Origin of the sequence: Caballeronia cordobensis (genome assembly GCF_001544575.2) — a bacterium.
Classification (GTDB): Bacteria; Pseudomonadota; Gammaproteobacteria; order Burkholderiales; family Burkholderiaceae; genus Caballeronia; species Caballeronia cordobensis.
The window spans coordinates 1-17869 of record NZ_FCNY02000005.1; the positions used below are offsets into that span (position 1 = coordinate 1).

Annotated in this window: 15 protein-coding genes; 3 read left to right on the forward strand and 12 right to left on the reverse strand. The window is 62.6% G+C overall.

The genetic code is table 11. From position 1 onward, the window contains the following. Positions 1–386 precede the first annotated feature (386 nt). Together AWB70_RS10815 and AWB70_RS38230 are read left to right on the forward strand one after the other, a co-directional pair. A complete protein-coding gene (locus AWB70_RS10815) occupies positions 387–1850 on the forward strand; it encodes a beta-1,3-glucanase family protein (RefSeq protein WP_053570293.1) in 1464 nt (487 codons plus the stop codon). A 371-nt stretch (positions 1851–2221) separates the two neighbouring features. Continuing rightward, positions 2222–2392 (forward strand): hypothetical protein, encoded by a 171-nt coding sequence (locus AWB70_RS38230; protein ID WP_235024205.1) that lies wholly within the window; start codon positions 2222–2224, stop codon positions 2390–2392. 8 nt (positions 2393–2400) lie between these two features. On the opposite strand, the gene AWB70_RS10820 is transcribed toward AWB70_RS38230, so the two are convergent. From AWB70_RS10820 to AWB70_RS10840, 3 genes are all read right to left on the reverse strand, one after another. Then, positions 2401–2976: a cysteine hydrolase family protein gene (locus AWB70_RS10820; RefSeq protein WP_053570292.1), complete on the reverse strand. Its 576-nt coding sequence runs from the start codon at positions 2974–2976 to the stop codon at positions 2401–2403. Between the two features lie 317 nt (positions 2977–3293). Next, positions 3294–4670, reverse strand: a complete 1377-nt coding sequence (locus tag AWB70_RS10830) for an MFS transporter (RefSeq protein ID WP_053570290.1) — start codon at positions 4668–4670, stop codon at positions 3294–3296. A gap of 586 nt (positions 4671–5256) precedes the next feature. Further along, entirely contained in the window at positions 5257–5946 is a 690-nt protein-coding gene (locus tag AWB70_RS10840) for an aminotransferase class IV (protein ID WP_235024206.1), read from the reverse strand. Between AWB70_RS10840 and AWB70_RS10845 the strand changes: the two genes are divergently transcribed. Further along, positions 5933–6340: a chalcone isomerase family protein gene (locus AWB70_RS10845; protein WP_235024207.1), complete on the forward strand. Its 408-nt coding sequence runs from the start codon at positions 5933–5935 to the stop codon at positions 6338–6340. The two genes, AWB70_RS10840 and AWB70_RS10845, sit on opposite strands and share 14 nt — an antisense overlap. An 11-nt stretch (positions 6341–6351) precedes the next feature. On the opposite strand, the gene AWB70_RS10850 is transcribed toward AWB70_RS10845, so the two are convergent. From AWB70_RS10850 to AWB70_RS10890, 9 genes are all read right to left on the reverse strand, one after another. After that, positions 6352–6984 (reverse strand): lipocalin family protein, encoded by a 633-nt coding sequence (locus AWB70_RS10850; protein WP_235024208.1) that lies wholly within the window; start codon positions 6982–6984, stop codon positions 6352–6354. Between the two features lie 94 nt (positions 6985–7078). Beyond that, a complete protein-coding gene (locus AWB70_RS10855) occupies positions 7079–8179 on the reverse strand; it encodes a cyclopropane-fatty-acyl-phospholipid synthase family protein (RefSeq protein ID WP_053570287.1) in 1101 nt (366 codons plus the stop codon). A gap of 24 nt (positions 8180–8203) precedes the next feature. Beyond that, a complete protein-coding gene (locus AWB70_RS10860; RefSeq protein WP_053570286.1) occupies positions 8204–8980 on the reverse strand; it encodes a DUF1295 domain-containing protein in 777 nt (258 codons plus the stop codon). Between the two features lie 2 nt (positions 8981–8982). Further along, positions 8983–10182 carry an SAM-dependent methyltransferase gene (locus tag AWB70_RS10865; protein ID WP_053570285.1) on the reverse strand — a complete coding sequence of 400 codons (1200 nt, stop codon included), beginning with the start codon at positions 10180–10182 and terminating at the stop codon, positions 8983–8985. Next, positions 10179–10946: a DUF1365 domain-containing protein gene (locus AWB70_RS10870; protein WP_053570284.1), complete on the reverse strand. Its 768-nt coding sequence runs from the start codon at positions 10944–10946 to the stop codon at positions 10179–10181. The genes AWB70_RS10865 and AWB70_RS10870 overlap by 4 nt, the downstream gene beginning before the upstream one ends. Further along, complete coding sequence (locus AWB70_RS10875; protein WP_053570283.1) at positions 10943–12238, reverse strand: NAD(P)/FAD-dependent oxidoreductase; 1296 nt, start codon at positions 12236–12238, stop codon at positions 10943–10945. Before AWB70_RS10875 ends, AWB70_RS10870 begins: the two co-directional genes overlap by 4 nt. A gap of 28 nt (positions 12239–12266) precedes the next feature. Continuing rightward, a complete protein-coding gene (locus tag AWB70_RS10880; RefSeq protein ID WP_235024209.1) occupies positions 12267–12437 on the reverse strand; it encodes a hypothetical protein in 171 nt (56 codons plus the stop codon). A 77-nt stretch (positions 12438–12514) separates the two neighbouring features. Next, positions 12515–13534 carry a MerR family transcriptional regulator gene (locus tag AWB70_RS10885; RefSeq protein WP_327349143.1) on the reverse strand — a complete coding sequence of 340 codons (1020 nt, stop codon included), beginning with the start codon at positions 13532–13534 and terminating at the stop codon, positions 12515–12517. A gap of 390 nt (positions 13535–13924) precedes the next feature. Beyond that, positions 13925–17638, reverse strand: a complete 3714-nt coding sequence (locus tag AWB70_RS10890; RefSeq protein ID WP_235024211.1) for an ATP-binding protein — start codon at positions 17636–17638, stop codon at positions 13925–13927. Positions 17639–17869: the final 231 nt, after the last annotated feature.

Below are 17869 nucleotides of genomic sequence, written 5' to 3' on the forward strand. Positions count from 1 at the left end.
ATTAGCTTGACCTCGAAACGCCTCAGGTGCGACATCTGTACTTTGCTCAAGTACGACACTACTACTTTGCTGTGACAAGTAAAATATTGATAATTGGCCTTATGTAAAGTAGCGTGTTCGATGAGAATGCTTATGACGTTCGTATGCGAATGCTTCTTCTCTGAAACCACCTCCCTGGTCTGAGTATGGCGACAGCGTTCGCCGCCTGGCATCTTCCAATGCCACACGCCGACTTGCGCCTAGCCTCAAGCCTGCCTCCTTCCCTGCCGATATCCCGAAGAGTTTCCAACTGATGCCCTGTGCGATGAAGCCCTCGCACGGCGTATCCCAGGCCCGGGTCTCCACCCTTGCGCCTGCAACCGCATGCTCCGATAAAAGGCCCGAAGATGACGACCAAAAACATCAGCCGACGCACGTTCCTTCTCGGCATGGGGGCATCGGGCCTGCTCGCCGCATGCGGAGGCGGTTCGGGTTCGAATCCGGCGTCGGGATCCTCGGGTTCGTCGTCCAATCCGGCTTCCTCGTCGGCGCCCCAGGCGGGTGGCGCGCAACCCACCGCGAAGACGCCGCTGACGCTCGATCTCACGCAGACCGATCTCCCGGCCGGTACGTCCGTCTACGCCTACGTGATCGGCGAGACGAGTCTGACCTCCGGCGTCACGCAGTACTGGGTGGATTCAACAGGCACGCCCCACGTGATGAGCGTCGCCGACAACACGATGGCTCCGAAGACGTTTCCCGGCGCGTCCGCGCTGCCCGTGAGCGAAGCCGCGGCGCTCGCCGAAACCTATCCGCTCGCGTGGGCCGATTACAGCATTCCGCTCAAGGTCGGTTCCAGCTTCGTGCTGGATCTGTCGAAGCTCAACGCAACGAGCATTCCGGGTCTGGGCACCGGCACGGCGGCGTTCAGCGGCCGCATTTACCTGTCCGTCGGTGTACCGAAACTGCCGTTCACGGCGCTGGGCAGCAGCGCATACACTGCCCCGGTGACCGTCGACGGCCCCGGCTCGCTCACCATGTTCGACTGGATCGAATTCTCCTTCGACAGCGAATGCAATTTCAACGGCAACACCACGCAAGTCGATCAATTCGGCTTTCCGCTCTTGCTGAACGGCACGCCGGGCGGCGCCCAGCAAGGTCAGTACAACGCCTCGCGTCCGGCTATCCTCGATGCGGTGTCGACGCTGCCCGCCGCGTTCTACCTGCCGCAAAACGTGCCCGCGCCGTCCGCGTTCCCGGCGGGACTCGCGGTCAACGGCAGCGTCACCTTGCGCGCGCTGTCGCCCAAGACCATCTCGGCGCAGAACCAGTACAGCGGTTCGCTGCTGACGTATTTCGATCAGACCATCGAGAACTGGTATCAGACCTGGACCACCACGCCCCTGTCGGTCACCGATCTCGCGACGGGCACCTACACCGGCATCGTGCAATCCGGTGTCGGCCTGACGTTTTACGCCGGAACGGCTGCGAGCGGCACGGCGGCGTTCACGGTCGGCGGCGCGGGTACACCCGGCATCTCCAGCTATGACGTCTGGCAGTGCGCGAACACGCTCGCGACCGGAAGCGACGCTGCCAAGAACGTGCAGAAGATGCTGGCCGCCGCTTTCAACCGCGGCGTGATGTCGAACGCGCTCGCCGATGCGACCTGCAAGAACGACGCATCCACGTTCTATCAGATCACCAATCCGAACACCCTCGTCTTCAATCCGTGGGCGCAGTTGTTCCATCGGCTGAGCACCAATTCGCTCGCCTATGCCTTCCCGTACGATGACGTCTGCGACCAGAATCCGTCCATCGGGCTGACGGGGACGCAGTCGGTCACGATCACGCTCGGCAAGTTCTTCAGCTGAGCTTCGGGTTCGCGGATGCTTCGTCATCCGCGACCGGTGATTTCAGCATCGCCTCATGGCGCAGCATTCTGCCCACACGCCGAACTGACGTGTAATCCAGCTTCTTTTCCAGACTTCGTTTTTAGACCGAAGCCCTAGACTTTCCGCTCCGAAGGCCCTTGCGCGCATCGCACGTGACCGCTTGGGCCTGTCACTATCGATTTCGGAGCACCCAGATGGCGACCCCGCCAAACTCCCCGCAGACCGTAACGCTCCATGAAGCGCTGAGCCGCGGGAAAGAGGAGATCGAACGTTTGCAGCGCGACTACGGCCATGTTTTTAGAAATACATAGTCAGATCAAATCTTGCCTGTTGAAGCAAACCGCCAGAATTTGCACGGAAGGTACGAATACCCCAACGTCCATTCGCTTTCGAAGCTCACGCAGCTCTACGCCGACGTGATGGTCGAGCAGGCTTCGTCGGGCGCGGTCGCGCTGGGCATCGGGCCGTCGTCATCAATCCGGCAGACGGTAGTGCTCGCGGGCGTTCATCACCTGTTCTGAACGCGCGCTCAGCCAAGCAGCAGCAAGGCGTCCGCGAGCGACAGCACCGTCGTGCGCGATTCGAATGCGGTGGAAAACAGATGTTCGTGCACCACCAGATCCGGGTCGTAACAGCAATCCTTGACGGTGTACAGGCAAAAGTCCGCGTCGCTCGCATACGCAACCGACGACAGCACGACACCGGTCGACGCGATGCCGGCCATGATCAGCGTGTCGATGCCTTGCGCGGAAAGCCGCACGTCGAGGTCGGTGTTGAAGAACACGCTGGCCCGGTGTGCGATGACGAGTGGTTCGTCGGCGCGCTGAGCGAGCTCCGGCGCGGTCTCGTCGCCGGTGAAGAGACCGCGCCGCTTGATCTCCTGCCCGTTCTTGTTCAACCGGCTGACTTCCGGATAGCCCGGACCGAACCGTAGATTGACGAAAAACACGCCGACGCCCTTGGCGCGCGCCGCGTCGCATAGCGTGCGCGTATTGGCGAGCAGCGACGGCGCGACCGATGGAAAGAGCCCGAGAATATCCGTCTGGTAATGCATGACGATAAGCGCGGTGCGCGCCGGATCGATTGCTGCAATTTGCTCGCTCATGTGCGGGTCTCCTTGACGTCGAGTGCGATGTTGCCGTCGACATCGTATTCGATTTCGCCGCATGAGATCTTTTCGATTGTCGTCGCGATAGAGCCACGTCGTACACACCGTGGAACTGTAGTGCGCGTAACGAAACCCGCCGCGCATCCCGATGCGGCCTTGCAAGCCTTCGGCGTCGCGATCAGCGATCGGACGCTGGTCAGCGAAGACGTCGCGGCCCAGCGGCTTGTCACGCCGTTCGATATGATGCTCAAGACGGGTTCGCTACGACTTCGCCCATCCGGATTGCGTCGCGCATCAGCCGAAGGTCACGCTCTTCAGCGACTGGATCGTGCGCGATCGCAATGCGGCTGCGACTGCCGCATAGCGATGGGCGTCGAATCCGCTTCGCGCGGACCGCTCGCTCTCGGCACGACCAGCGTCAAAGCCACGCCCACGACACCGATCACGGCCAGAACATAGAAGATCGAATTCAGCGCGAGCCCCGAGCCGATCAGCAAGCCTCCCAGCAGCGGACCGATCACGCCCCCGAGACGCCCGAAACCGGCGCACCACGCAACGCCCGCGCCACGCACGCTGGTTCGATAATAGTTCGCGACGAAGCCGTAGATCAGCGTTTGCGTGCCGCTCGTACCCAAGCCGACGATCGCCACCAGCGCCAGCAGCATCCCGAGCGGCACATTCAACGTCAGCAGCGCGATCGAGATCGAGCCGATGAGAAAGCACGTCGCGACGACTGGCTTCGGACCGAATCTGTCCGCGACACGCGAGCCCGCCAGCGCGCCGATCACCGCGCCACCGTTTAGCACCAGCAGAAACGACAGCGATCCCTTGGCGTCGAATCCGGCCCGCAGCATTAGTTCTGGCAACCACGTGTTCAGCGAGTAGACGAGCACGAGTCCGGTCGCGCTCATCAGGCCGAGCACGATCGTGGGCAACAGATAGGAACCGAACAGTCCTGCGAACCCCGCTTTCTCCGATGTGACCGCCGCGGCGCCGATGTCCGGCCCCTTGACGGCTTCGGGCAGCGGCACGCCGGTGCGCTCCGAGATGGCGCGAGCTTCGTCTAACCGTCCGCGGCTGACGAGCCACGCCACCGATTCCGGCATTTTGAAACAGGCTAACGGAAGGAGCGTGACCAAAGGCAGCGCGCCGATCCAAAACATGCCGCGCCAGCCGATGTGGTTCAGCAGCAGGATCGCCAGCATGGCCGCCAGCAGACTCCCTAACGGCACGCCGGAATACGTGATCGCGTTGCAGAGGTTCTTGCGGCCTTTCGGCGCGTATTCCGACACGAGCGCGCCGGTCGTCGCCACCAGTGCGCCGACGCCGAGACCGGTGATGAAACGCATCAGCCCGAACATTGCCGTGGTGGTGGTCATCGCGGTAATCGCCATGCCGACCGAGAACCAAGCGTACGAGAACAGCATCACTTTGCGACGGCCGAGGATGTCGCCGACGCTTCCCGCGAGCAGCGCCCCGACAAGCACGCCGACGAGCGCATAACTACCGAGCGCGCCCGCGGTCGCCGGCGTGACGATGCCGATATGCGACGGGTCGCGCAGGAATCTCGACACGACCGTGCCATATACGACGAGATCGTAGCCATCGAAAATCAGACCCACGGTGGCGAGCGCCACCACCCATACGACCGTGCGACGGCGTAGCGTCTCTGCAGCGATTTCTGTTGTCATCGTGATTGCGAAGCTTCCGTGTGTTGAGTGCCCGTTTGCGTTAAGCGATTTCGACAAACATCTTCGATATCCTTACGATTTAGCGTACGGCGAACCGGGACGAGACACGCTGCACATGCCAGTGCGATGAAATGGCATGGTGTCGTCTCCTATGGGTTTGACCAACTTGAATAGCAATATACTCCGTACACCAACTATAATTCAAGAAAATTTCGCGATTCTGCGGTTTACCCTGAGATCGAGATACGAGTTCGATATATTCATACAACCGCCGTGAAAAGAAGCCACCGACGCCACTCGCAGCGAGCCCTTCACCTCTCGCCACTCTGGCTGGCGATCCGAGCGCGGGTATCACGTGATCCGTGTGCGGCAACGGCCAGTCGTCGGGCGGCTATAACCGCAATACCGGCACGGCTTGGTCGTCGCAAACGAATCAGAACGGGAAGCGGACGACGCAGACCAATCGCGGTGGCGAAGCGACGACGATGAACGGCAAAGGCGTGGTTCAGGGCGCCAACGGGAAAACCTGCTATCGCACGGCCAATCATCACGGTTGCAATTGAAGGATTCTGGGCGCCCGTCGCACTCACCAATAAAGCGCATCGCTGCTGAGCCAGCCATCCTGGCGGCGACGCCAGTATTCGGCGTGCAGCGTCGCTGTGAGCGCACCCGGTCCCGTGCCGATTTCCACGTCATCGATGCGCGTGACCGGCAGGATGCCGCCCGCGGTCGTTGTCAGGAATGCTTCGTCCGCGCGTACGAAGCGTTCAAGCGTGATGTCGCTTTCCGACACCGGGATCTCCAGCGACTCCGCGATCTGGATCACCGTGCGGCGCGTCATGCCGTCGAGCGCGGCGCTGCGCGGAGTCGTCAGCTGGCCGTCGATCACGGCGAACACGTTGAAGCCCGGACCTTCGGCGATATGTCCATCGATGCTCTTCAGCACGACAGTGTCAGCTGAGCGGTCGAGCGCGTCGAACAGGCCCATTTCGAAGTCGAGCCAGTGATAGTGCTTGATCAACGGACTGACCGATTGCGTCGGCACGCGACGGATATCGCTGACATGAACGTGCATGCCCTTGCGCTGTTTCTCGGGCGATGCGATCCACACATAGGGAATCGCGAACGCCTGGAAACGGTTTTCGCACAGACGCGGATCGCGGCTGCCGACCGGCGGCACGCCGCGCGTCATGATGATCTGCACGTAGGCATCGCGCCATCCGCCGATCGCGACGAGCTTGCGCACGACGTCGCGCGACAGCGTGTCAGGCGTCATCGTCCTTGCGTCCGCAAGTGCAGGTTGCGCACGCAAGCGTGACCTCTTTCACTCCATCGCGCTACGTGCGGAGAAATTCGCGCTTACTGTCGAGCGTTCCCGCCTCATCGAGACGGCCATCGACGAGATCCGGCGGCGGCAGACGCCTGTGCCGTCGGATGAGACACTGGCGCAATGGCAACGCGCGATGACTCCCGCCTTTCCTGACGTCACATCTGGCGACACATTGTGCGGCGTTTACCTCCCGGACTGCGGTGCGCGCTTCTATGTCAATGGGCGGCTGACGACCGAGGTCGATGACCCCGCCTTTGCCCGTGCCTTCTCCGATATCTGGCAGGCACCCGGCACCCGGCCACCTGCCCTGCGCCACCATCTGCTGCGCGAATCACAGTGATGCTCATACGACTAGCCGGCATCTCCCGGCGACTGGAAGCCTGGTTGTCCAATCTGACTGGGGACTTGCGGCACGCGCCGGAAACGCGAAGTGTCATAGCCCATTGCTTCGAAGCGGCCGAGTGCCGCGCGATAGTCGGTATCGCTCATGTCGGGGTCGCGTGAGAAGACCCAGCCGAGGCTCTTGTCCGGATAGCCCACGAGCGTCACCCGATACTCCGGATCGACATACAGCGTCAGTTGCGAAACGTAGATTGGCCAGAACAATCGCACGCGCCACTCGCCACCACCGCTGCCCGCAACCACCGAATCCACAAACTGCATGTGCTTGAAGGGCGCATCAAAACCGCCGGGGCGGTAGACGTAGGCATCGTCGATACGTCCGTCAGGCCGCAGCGCCCATTCGGCGTAGCTGCCGACGTTTCCGCGCTCGCCAAAGTACGGGATATTCGCGATGACATACCAGCGGCCCATGTAACGATGGAGATCAACCGGCACCGGTTGCAGCGGCACGGCGGCCCGCGGATTGGGATTCGACGGAGGCCCTGAGCACGCCGCACAGACAAGCAGCAGTGCGGCCACAGCAAAGCGGCCCGCCCAACGTGACAGGATGCGCGTGCGTTGACCTCGACGATGCGTTCCCATCGTGCCCTCCTTTATGTGGTCGCCGGACAGTGGGTGCCTGTTTTGGTGTGGATAGGCCAGCGCAGCGACGGAACCGGCCTTCTGCCAAAAACACCTAACGCTTGACGAGTCGGTAATGCGCGACGCCCCACTCGTTGCCACCGGCATAGCCAAATAGCGCCGACACCGCCAGATAAAACATGCGCCACCGCTGGAACCACACTGCCGCTTTGCGCTCGCCGTAAGTCTGTGTGAACACAGGCATCAAACGGCTGCGGGCAGCATCGAGGTTGGCTAGCCAATGGTCGGCTGTGCGCGCATAGTGCATGCCGTTGAGCCACCATTGCCTCGTGACACGCAGGTCATCCTGAAAGTGCAGCAGCAGCGCCTCTGATGGCATGGTCCCCCCAGTGAAGAAATACTTCGACATCCAGTCGGTACCGGTTTGTACCCGGAAGTGATAGGCCAGCGTGCGGTGCGCAAAGATGTGCACGAACAGCACGGCATCCGGGCGCATCCAGCGCGCGATCTTGCCAAGCAACAGTCCGTAGTTCTTCATGTGCTCGAACATCTCGGCCGAAACGACGCGGTCAAAGCGCCCGCCTTCTGACATGTCCGCAAACTCGAAATCGACGATGTTCCCGGTGTGCACGCTCAGATTAGTCAGGCCACGCTCGGCAGCACGCGCTTCGATCCAACTGCGCTGGCCCTGCGAATTAGACAGCGCCACGATGCGCGCATTGGGATAGCATTTGGCCATCCACAGCGATAGCGAGCCCCAACCGCAGCCCAGATCCAGAATGCACTGGCCATCCGCCAAGCCAGCGCGTTCGGCATAGCAAGCGAACATGGCCTTTTCTGCCTCGGCCAGCGGTTCACTGCCGGTGTTGTACAGCGCGCACGAGTACTTCAGTTGCGGCCCGAGATGCGCTTCGAAGAATGCCGGCGGCAGTTCATAGTGCTGCGTGTTTGCCGCATCCGTCTCGATCGCGATAGGGCTGCTTTGCAGTTCGTCGAGCAAGGCATTGAAGCGCCGTGACCGCAGCTCGCCGTCATGAATGCCCTCGTCGCGCAGACGCTGGCGCATGAGCGCGCGCATGCCAGCGCGCACCAGCCCATCGGGCAGCCAGCCTCGCTCGCACCACTGGATGAGCCAGCCGTCACTGGGCTCGGCCGCGGCTCGCGCGGGGGTGGTTGGTGTGGACAGTGCAGTCATGTGTGGTCTCCTTGGGTCTGCACATCAATGGCGCGGCGGCCAGGGGATCAGAACGCTCGTGGTGCGTGCGTACTCGGTGTAGTCGTCGCGCGTGGCGCACAGGTGGGCTTCCAGCATGGGGACGCCCGAGACCTTCACGAGGAGCCACGCCATCGCCACCGGTGGCAGCAGCGTCAGCCACGCCCCCGGCGCGCCAATCGCCAACGGGACATAGGCCAGCCAATGCACGCATTCAAAGAAATAGTTCGGATGCCGCGAGTAGCGCCATAGCCCCACCCGGCACGTCTTGCCACGGTGCGCCGGATCGGCGGCAAACCTGCGCAGTTGCCGGTCGGCCAATGCCTCCCCAGCCACCGCAATCCCCCACAGCGTGACAGCAGCCGCGACGGCGAAAATGCTTGGGGCGTCGGGCCGGTGACTCGGCACGGCAAACGCAATCGAGAGGAACATCGACACCGCGGCCTGCAACTGAAAGATGCCGAACATCTTCCTTGGTGCCGCTGCGCCCCATTCCTCACGCAACTTGCGATAGCGCGTATCTTCCGGCTTACCGAAATTGCGGCGCCACAAGTGCCAACCGAGTCGGCATCCCCAGATCGCACCGCCCACGCCGACCAGCACGCGCGCCTGTTCCGAGCCCGTACCAAGCCATGCATAGAGCAATGCCACCACGCCGAGCGAGAATGCCCACACCGGGTCGATCATGCCGGCGTTCTTGTTGGACAACTGCCACGCCCACACGGCACTGAACACGGCCACCAGAAACAACAGCGCAATGAGGGCAACACCAAGCACCGACATGGTCACCTCCGTTCGAGCAGAAACTGCGAGACGCCGATTCGGCCTTCTTCGAAACCGGCTTCGCAATAGGCGAAGTACAGCCGCCAGATACGGATGAAGGCTTCGTCAAAGCCGAGCGAGCGGACGGCATCAAGACGCGCTTCGAAACGTTGGCTCCAGCGACGCAGCGTCTCGGCGTAATCACCGCCAAAGTCGAGCCGGTCAATTACACGCATGCCGTGCTGCTCTGCCAGACGGATGAAGCGCTCGCGACTGGGCAGCATGCCACCCGGGAATATGAACTGTTGAATGAAATCGGTTCCGGTGCGGTAGCGCTCGAAAAACACCTCATCGATGGTGATGCTCTGCACCAAGGCCCGGCCGCCATGGCGCAGACAACGCACCAGCGTCTGAAAATAGGTTGCCCAATAAGACTCGCCCACCGCCTCGAACATCTCGATAGAGGCGATAGCGTTGTACGCGGCATCTAGATCACGGTAATCGCGCAGCTCGACGCGGGCCCGCGACTCACCAACGAAGCGCGCTGCCGTGTAGCGGCGCTGCTCCTCTGACAGCGTGATGCCATGCACGCGCGCGCCACGCCCACAGGCCATCGCCATGAGACCGCCCCAGCCGCAACCGATCTCAAGCACGTCCATACCCGGCCCGACCCTCAGTAGATCGCATGCGCGCCGATACTTGGCAGTCTGCGCATCGGCCAGGCTGCGCTGCACATTGCCGTCAAACCACGCTGACGAGTAAGCCATGCCCTCGTCCAGCCAGAGCCGATAGAAATCGTTACCAAGGTCGTAATGCAAGTGGATATTGCGGCGGCTGCCACGACGGCTGTTTCTGTGCAGCAGGTGACGCAGGCGAAGAAACACGCGCGCAAATGCATTTCCGAAGATCGCCTGTTCTAGCGTGACGGCATTGACGATCGCCAGACTTAGAAGGCTCGCCAGGTTGGCCGAATCGATCCACCCGTCGCGATACGCCTCGGCGAAGCCCACGTCACCACTGCGCAGAATGCGTGCGCAGGCGCGCCAGTCCAGGATGCGCAGATCAGCGACCCGCGGCGAGCCGGCCTCGCCGACGTATATCTCGCCGTCGGGCGTGACGAGGTGGAGGAAACCGTGCCGTAACCGACCGGCCAGCGCCACGAACAGACGCCCGGCGGCGGGAACATGGGATGGCACCCAGGCGAGGGACTGCGTGGCGGTCATCGGGAGTTCTCCGGAGAAGATCTGTCGCGAGCGTCGCGGCCCAAGAACGGCACGCCCTTGATCCACAGGCGAAGGGCCTGCCAATGAATGCGGCCAATAACCTGCAAGGCGAGCAACGGTTGCCGTAGCAACGCGCGGCGCAGGTGAGCGGCATCAAACGGCTGCAACCGTCCACCGATGGCCGTGTGCAGCAACAGGCCATCGCGATCGTAATAAGCAATGCGAACCAATGCCGTTGCTGCGGTCTCGGTAAAGCGGAACTGATAGCCGCCCTCGACCCGGCAGAACGGCGAAACGTGCAGCGCTTTACGGCACGTCAGCACGATATGCGTATCAATGGTGCCGCCATCTTGCGCGCAGACCAGGTAGCGGTGATGCTGGCCGAAGGTGTTGTTGACCTCGGCCAGCACCGCGCGCAGCGCGCCGGCCGCGTCGTAGCAGTACCAGAATGAGACCGGGTTGAACATCCAACCCGCAATGCGCGGGATGGTCTGCAGCCAGACGTCGCCGTCGGCGTTCAGACCGGCATCGCGCAGCACGCCTCGAATCCAGATAAGCAGGTCTGTCCCGTCGCGCGGTCCGTAGTCACGCGTGCGCAACGACAGCGGCCGCAGGCAGTCCACGCCGAACCATGGGCTTGTCAGGCGCCCCAGCGCGGACAACTTCACGCGCACGGCGAACACCGGGTAGATGAAGCGATTGGATACCGGTCGCAGACGGCGGTGCATGACCTGACCGACGAGGAGTTGCGCGTCCGCGTTCATGGCGCCACCTGTGCCCAAGCTGGTGCGCAGCCAAAATCCGCCGCAACCCGCAGGGCGGACTTCAGACCGTCCTCATGGAAGCCATAACCCGTCCACGCACCGACAAACCATGTGCGGCGCCGACCTTGAAGCGCCGGCAAACGCGCTTGCGCGTCGATGGCCAGTTGATCGAATACCGGGTGCTCGTATTCGAAGCGGCGGTACTCCAGCTCGGCCGCAGGCGGTGCCAGCGGGTTAAGCGTGACCACCACCGGCGTCGACACGGGCAACGGCTGCAACCGGTTAAGCAGGTAGCTCACATACGGCGCGCGGCTGACGGCCCCATTACGTGGCGCTTCGAGATAATTCCATGCCGACCACACGCTGCGCCGGCGCGGCAGCAGGCTCCTGTCACGGTGCAGGAAGGCAGTGTTGGGCTGATAGCGGAACGCAGTCAGCACAGCGCGTTCGTCGTTCGATGCGTCGTCGAGCAGACGCAGCGTCTGCGGTGCGTGCGTTGCCAGCACCACGGCGTCGTAACGCATGCTACCCGAATCGATCAGCACGTCGACGTGGTTTGCCGCGCGACGGATGCTGCGTACCGGTGTTGCCACACGCACGTCAGCCAGTTGGCCGGCGATCACGCGCACGTAGCTGCGTGCCCCGCCTTTGACGGTGCGCCAGCGCGGCCGGTTGAAGATCTGCAGCAACCCGTGATTGAGGCAGAAGCGCAGAAACGCTTCCGCCGGGAACGACAGGACGTCCCGGCTGGGCGTCGACCAAATCGCCGCAGCCATCGGCAGCAGGTAATGCGCGCAGAACGGTTCGCCGTATTGGCCGGAAGCCAGCAGCGCGCCGAGGCTATGGCGCTCGGCTCGGGCCGCGGCCAGGTGGGCCTGCGCGTGGCGATTGAAACGTAGGATGTCTCTCAGCATCGACAGAAACGGCCTCGATACCAAGTTGCGCGGCTGCGCAAACACCGTGCGCAAGCTGGTGCCGGCCCACTCAATCGCGCCCCCGTCCACGGACACGCTGAACGACATGTCGCTCTCGCAATGCGCCACTCCAAGCTCGTCGAACAGTGCAATCAGGTTGGGATATGTTCGCGCGTTGAAGACCAGGAAGCCGGTATCGACGCCAAACGCCTCCCCGTGCTCCTCAATGTCGACGGTATTGGTATGACCTCCGAGCCTGGGCTGCGCCTCGAACAGGGTTACGGCGTGGCGCTTGGCGAGGAAATGCGCTGCCGCCAGCCCGGAGATGCCCGAGCCGATGACCGCAATGCGCTTCGCAGGAAATGGGAAGATCTTCAAGGCAGGGCCTCTTCGAGTCTTTGAATACTTATCCCTGGCTACGGCCAGGCAGCAGTGCAAGAAATTCCAGGGAGGCGGCGATGTTGTCGTTCGCGTGAAAGCGATTACCGGCGCTCATCAACCGCCCCCGAATCCGGGCAGAGAGCGGCACGCTACCGACCGCCCCGGCAGCGCCGGGCGGGTCAAAAGTGACGTTCATTGAAGTTGCCTCCGAAAGTCGGCGGTGCACTCACCGCCCCCGCCCGCTCAGGTGGGCTCCTGAGCGTATATACGCAGCTAGCTCGCTGGCGGATTCATCGTCTCTGAGCGAATCGCGAATTCCATCGCGTCTTCGAGCAACAATCTGGCGCGGTTGGCGACATCGCCGAGATGCCGGTGGAGTTGTTCGTCGAGCGAAGAGCGCACCATGCAGCCGTCGCTGAAGTGCTCGAATGCATCGAGCTGGCGGATCAGCGCAACGAGGTGCCGCGGGCATTCGCAGGCGATCGTCTGCGATGCGTTGGCAAAAATCTCGAGCTGGCGGTCCGTAAACCGGCGCGCGTTGCGCCGCAGGGGCTGTAGCTTGCCGTAGACCGCGTCCACTCGCACGAGCTGCGACAGTTCCTGCAGGATCTGATCGAGTTCGCTATGTGCGTTTGGCTCGCGATACAGCCGCACGCCCGCGGCACGGAGCGTGTCGGTGGACCGCACCGTGCCGAAGCTATAGATCACGCCAACTGCGCTGGCGCCAGAACTGCGCGCCGCGACCAGGATGGCTTCGGCCGTTTCGGGCTGCAGTGACGCGGCTTCTACAATTAGTGCGTCTGTGTGCGGCGGTAGCTCCGGCGGCGTCTGTCCGTCAATGGCTGGCAGCTCGGTAATCGGATCCAGGCCCAACGACGCGAGCGTGTTTTTCCTGCGCCGAACGCGCTCTGCCATGAGTGGGCCGCAGACGGCAAGCGAAATGACTGCCTGGGCTTGAAGCGGATGAGACGCTTCAGCAGCACCGGATGTTTCGAGCAGTTGCTCAAGCTCGGCGCTCCCGGCGCGCGCAATCGCGCCAATGGCGTGCCCCTGATTGACGAGGGACCGCAAGAGCGTGAGCCGTTTGACGTCCTCGCCGGAATACAAGCGCTGTCCGGTCTCCGATTTGGCGGGCGAGATCACGCCATAGCGCTGTTCCCACACACGGAGCGTGGATACAGGCATCTTGGCCATGCGAGCAGCGGTTCCGCTTCGATATCGAGGCCTTGCGTCATCTTGCTGCACAATCGTCTCCCAGCAGTGCGACGTGCTCACTATGAGACGCTTTAACACCAATATCGTCAACGATATGAAGCGCAAATCACGGCTAATCGATGCAGGTGAGTAGCATTTGAGTCGCTATTTCGCGGGCAAATAGCCTCATCCGGGCGGTCTGGAACGAGGACTTTGGTGTGTATGTTGCGCGCAAGGCCTGGCGCCAGTTGCTGCGATGGCGTGGAGGTCGCACGCTGCACTGTTGCGCGCCTAACGAACGTGATTGGCCTCGAAGCTGTGCGGCGCGGACGCCGGATCAAGACGACGCGGCGCGACGATGCGAAGTCAGTTCTGGGCCGAGCGGCCTAACGCGCTGTGGGTCGCAGTTTCACCTATTGCTGGAAAGGGTCGGGCTTGGTCTCAGCCACTCGGCGATAGCGCCTTGGAAAACAGGTCTTATTTAGCGGTTTAGCGATTGGTCATCGCATTTCCCTGTATCGACGCGAGCAACTTCTGCAGCGAACTGAAGTCTGCCGGCTTGACGAGATGGTGATCAAAGCCGGCGGATGCGGTCCGTTCGCGATCCTCGTCCTGGCCCCAGCCGCTAAGTGCGATCAACTTGATGTCCTTGAGTGCGGGGTCACGCCTAAACCGTCGCGCGACCTCCCAGCCGTCCAGAATAGGCATGCCGAGGTCGAGTACGACCGCCGATGGTGTCCACTCTGCGGCGCTCGCAAGCGCCGATGCTCCGTCGTACACGACGCGCACTTCGGTGCCGAGGGCGCTCAGCAGCATACCCAGACTATCAGCGGCGTCGTGGTTGTCGTCGACGACCAGAACCCGCAGGCCTCCGAGAGCATGTTGGCCATCTTGCTCTGTGCTGCTCAGCGCTCTACTCCTCGCGTGCCGCAACGGCAGTCGAACCGAGAACGTACTTCCTTGCCCAAGACCATCGCTGTGCGCCGAGACGCTGCCACCGTGCATTTGCGTGAGGCGCTGCGACAAGGCCAAGCCGATGCCGAGCCCACCGCCGGATCGCGCGTGCGCTGTGTCGACCTGCGCGAACATCTCGAAAAGTCGAGGCAGTTGCTCGGGCGACAATCCGACACCGCTGTCGCGAACGTCGACGACGGCCCATTCGCCTTCGCGCCGACTCTCCACCTCGACGCTACCTCCAGCGTCAGTGTACTTCGCTGCGTTGTTGAGTAGGTTAGCGATGACCTGCGTGAGTCGCACTTCATCACCATCCACAACCAATGGCTGCTCGGTCGCGCGGACTGTCACGCAATGACGACCGCGGTCGAGCAGCGGCTTACTTGTCTCAAGCGCAGTCCGGACGACCTCGTTCAGGTCAACAGGTGCGCGTTGCAACTGAAGCTTGCCGCTGCGAATGCGAGAAGCCTCCATCAGGTCATCGACCAGGCGCACCATGTGATTGACCTGGCGCTCGAGCATTTCGCGCGGGGCGGACGGGGGCACGTCGTCGCCAGTAAGGCTAAAAAGGTGCAACGCGTTACGGATCGGAGCGAGCGGATTGCGCAACTCGTGCGCAAGCGTGGCGAGAAACTCGTCCTTGCGCCGGTCTGCATCGAGCAACGCTTGCTCGGCTTGCTTGCGCGCCGTCACGTCGCTCGCTGCACCAAGCCACTCGACGATAACGCCGTCTTGAAGCACTGGGATCGCACGCGAGAACACCCAACCGATGGTGCCGTCAACGCGCGTAACCCGGTGCTCGAGTTCGAAGGGAGAGCAGGCGTGTATCGCGGCTTCGACGGCGGACATGACTCGCGGGCGCTCGTCGAGAGGGATGTAGCGCGTCAGCCAAGCGTCGCTCGGCTCCAGCGTGTCGACGATGAAATTCTGGCCCAACAGTTGGCGCAATTGCATCCAGTCCGGGCTCATCCGGAAGATGATGTCGGATGTGGCCGTCACCAATGCACGAAACTGCGCCTCGCTGGCCCGCACTGCCTGATCAGCGTCGCGGCGCAGCTGCGCAGTCGCGAGATGCGCGCTCACCCGCGCCATCAGTTCCCGAGCCGAGAACGGCTTGACCAAGTAGTCGTCGGCCCCCGCGGCCAATCCTTCGATTCGCGCTTCCTCACCGGCACGCGCCGACAAGAGGAGAATTGGAATGGTGCGAGTGCGCTCATCGGCGCGCAATCGCGCGAGCAAACCGAATCCGTCTAGTTCCGGCATCATCACGTCGGTAAGCACAAGATCGGGCGGTGCGGCAAACGCCTTGTGAAGCGCATCGATGCCGTCGACGGCCGTTGTTACCGCGTAGTGAGGGCTCAATAATCGCTGAAGATAGGCACGCAAATCGGCATTGTCATCGGCAACTAAGATGCGATGCGCGTCCGGCCGTAGCGCGCGCATCTCGGCAGCGGACTGCAACTCTTCCTCCCCGCTGCCGGCTGGCGCATCGTCACGGCTGGATGGCAGCCACTGCAGCGCTTCGCCCACGTAAGCTGCCGCGTGCAAAGGCCGGTGCGGCGCCTGCGGTATCTCACGCACCTTCTGCGGGGCGAGGTGTGCCTTGCCGAAGGGCAAGCGGACGGTGAACTGGGTGCCGCGACCCTCGGAGCTCTCAACCTCGATGGAGCCGCCATGCAATTTGACCAGCTCATGCGTGAGCGCCAGACCAATACCGCTTCCCTCGAAGCTGCGCCCGCGCACGCCCTCGATGCGCTGAAAGCGCCCAAATAACTTATGCAGTTCCCCCGGCGGAATCCCCGCGCCGGTGTCGCGCACCAGCAGTTCAGCGCCGTTGCCGTCATCAGAGGTCCGGACCGCGACCATGATCGAACCTTCCAAAGTGAACTTGAAGGCGTTTGAAACGAGATTGAGGACGATCCTCTCCCAGTGGTCGCGATCAACGTAGACCGGCTGCGCGAGCGGCGGGCAGTCCACATCCAGTACGAGCCCCGCCTTCTCGCACGCGGAGCGGAAGGTGCTGGCGAGTTCGGCTGTGAGCAACGGCACGTCGGTGGGTTCAAACGTCGCGCTGGCACGACCGCCTTCGACGCGCGCGTATTCAAGCAGCGTGTTGACCAATTTGAGCAACCGCTCTGCATTACGCTGCGCCGAGGCCACCAAGGGCTGCTCGGGACGGCCGTCGAGGCCCGCGAGCGCTTCTTCGAGCGGACCGAGCATCAAGGTGAGCGGTGTCCGGAACTCGTGACTGACGTTGGTAAAAAAGGTCGTCTTGGCGCGATCAATCTCGGCGAGCGCCTCGGCACGCCGCCGCTCGGCCTCATAGGCTTCGGCTTCAACCAGCGCGCCGCCGATGCTGGTCGCTACCAAGTTGAGGAACGACCGATAGTCATCGTCCATCACCAGGTGGGAACTGATGCCACAGACAAGCAGCCCGAGGGCGTCGTCGCGAGATGCGCCGGGGATCGGTACGGCTAGCACTTGCTGCACGGGGCGATATGACACATCCAGCGCGTTCTGCTCGTGCGCGTCAGTCATCATCGAAAGTTCGGTCGGCAACCCGTTTGCAGTCGCATCGTCGAGTCCGATGCTTCCGACCAGGCGAGCCTGCGCCGCTTGGGACTCTCGTAGATACACCGCCGCAAAAGGGATGTCGTGCGGGTTTCTGGCCAGCGCGTTGAGCGCGTTGCGCGCCACCTCCGTCGACCGCCGTGCCCCGGCCTGGCGTTGACCCAGTTGCCGCAGCAAGTCGATCCGGCGCTCGCTGATGACGCGATCCGTAGTCTCCGTACACGGGCAAAAAATGCCGTCCACACGCGCCCCGTCCGGCGACACGATTGGGCCGAAGCTGAAGCGAACGTACACTTCCTCAGCTGGCAAGCGTCGCGCGAAGTACATCAGCAGGTCCTCGGACCAGGTCGCTTCCGCAGTCTCGACCACGCTCCGCAGCATAGGTCCGATAGTGGGCCAAATCTCACGCCAGCATTCGCGCGCGGGCGCGCCAAGGAACCGTGGATGCTTATCAGCGCCGAGGAATGAGATGTACGCGTCGTTGTAAAGGACATTGAAGTCCTCGCCCCAGTACATGACGACGGGAATCCGCGATGTTAGGCACAGGCTGAGCGCACTACGCAGGTGCAGTGGCCAGCCGTCAGGGTCGCCAAGCGACGTGCGCGACCAGTCGAGCTCGCGCATTCGCCGCGACATCTCGCTGTTACCCGGGAATACGGGATTGAGGTTAAGCGGCACGATCCTCCTGGAGAGTGGCCGACGAGCGCGCTGCTCGGTTTGTTGGTTTAACGCCTACCCGGCGAGACAAAAGCTGGACGCGACGGAGAGCTCAATCGAAGCGTGGAGGTCATCGAAGCGCGGCTAGTCCCAATGCCTTCGCAACGCGCATTTTGACCGTACAGCGGGCGTCTTGCAACGCTGGGGCTGGCGTCAGCGCAACGACTGCCAGCGCAGAACTCCCACTCAGCC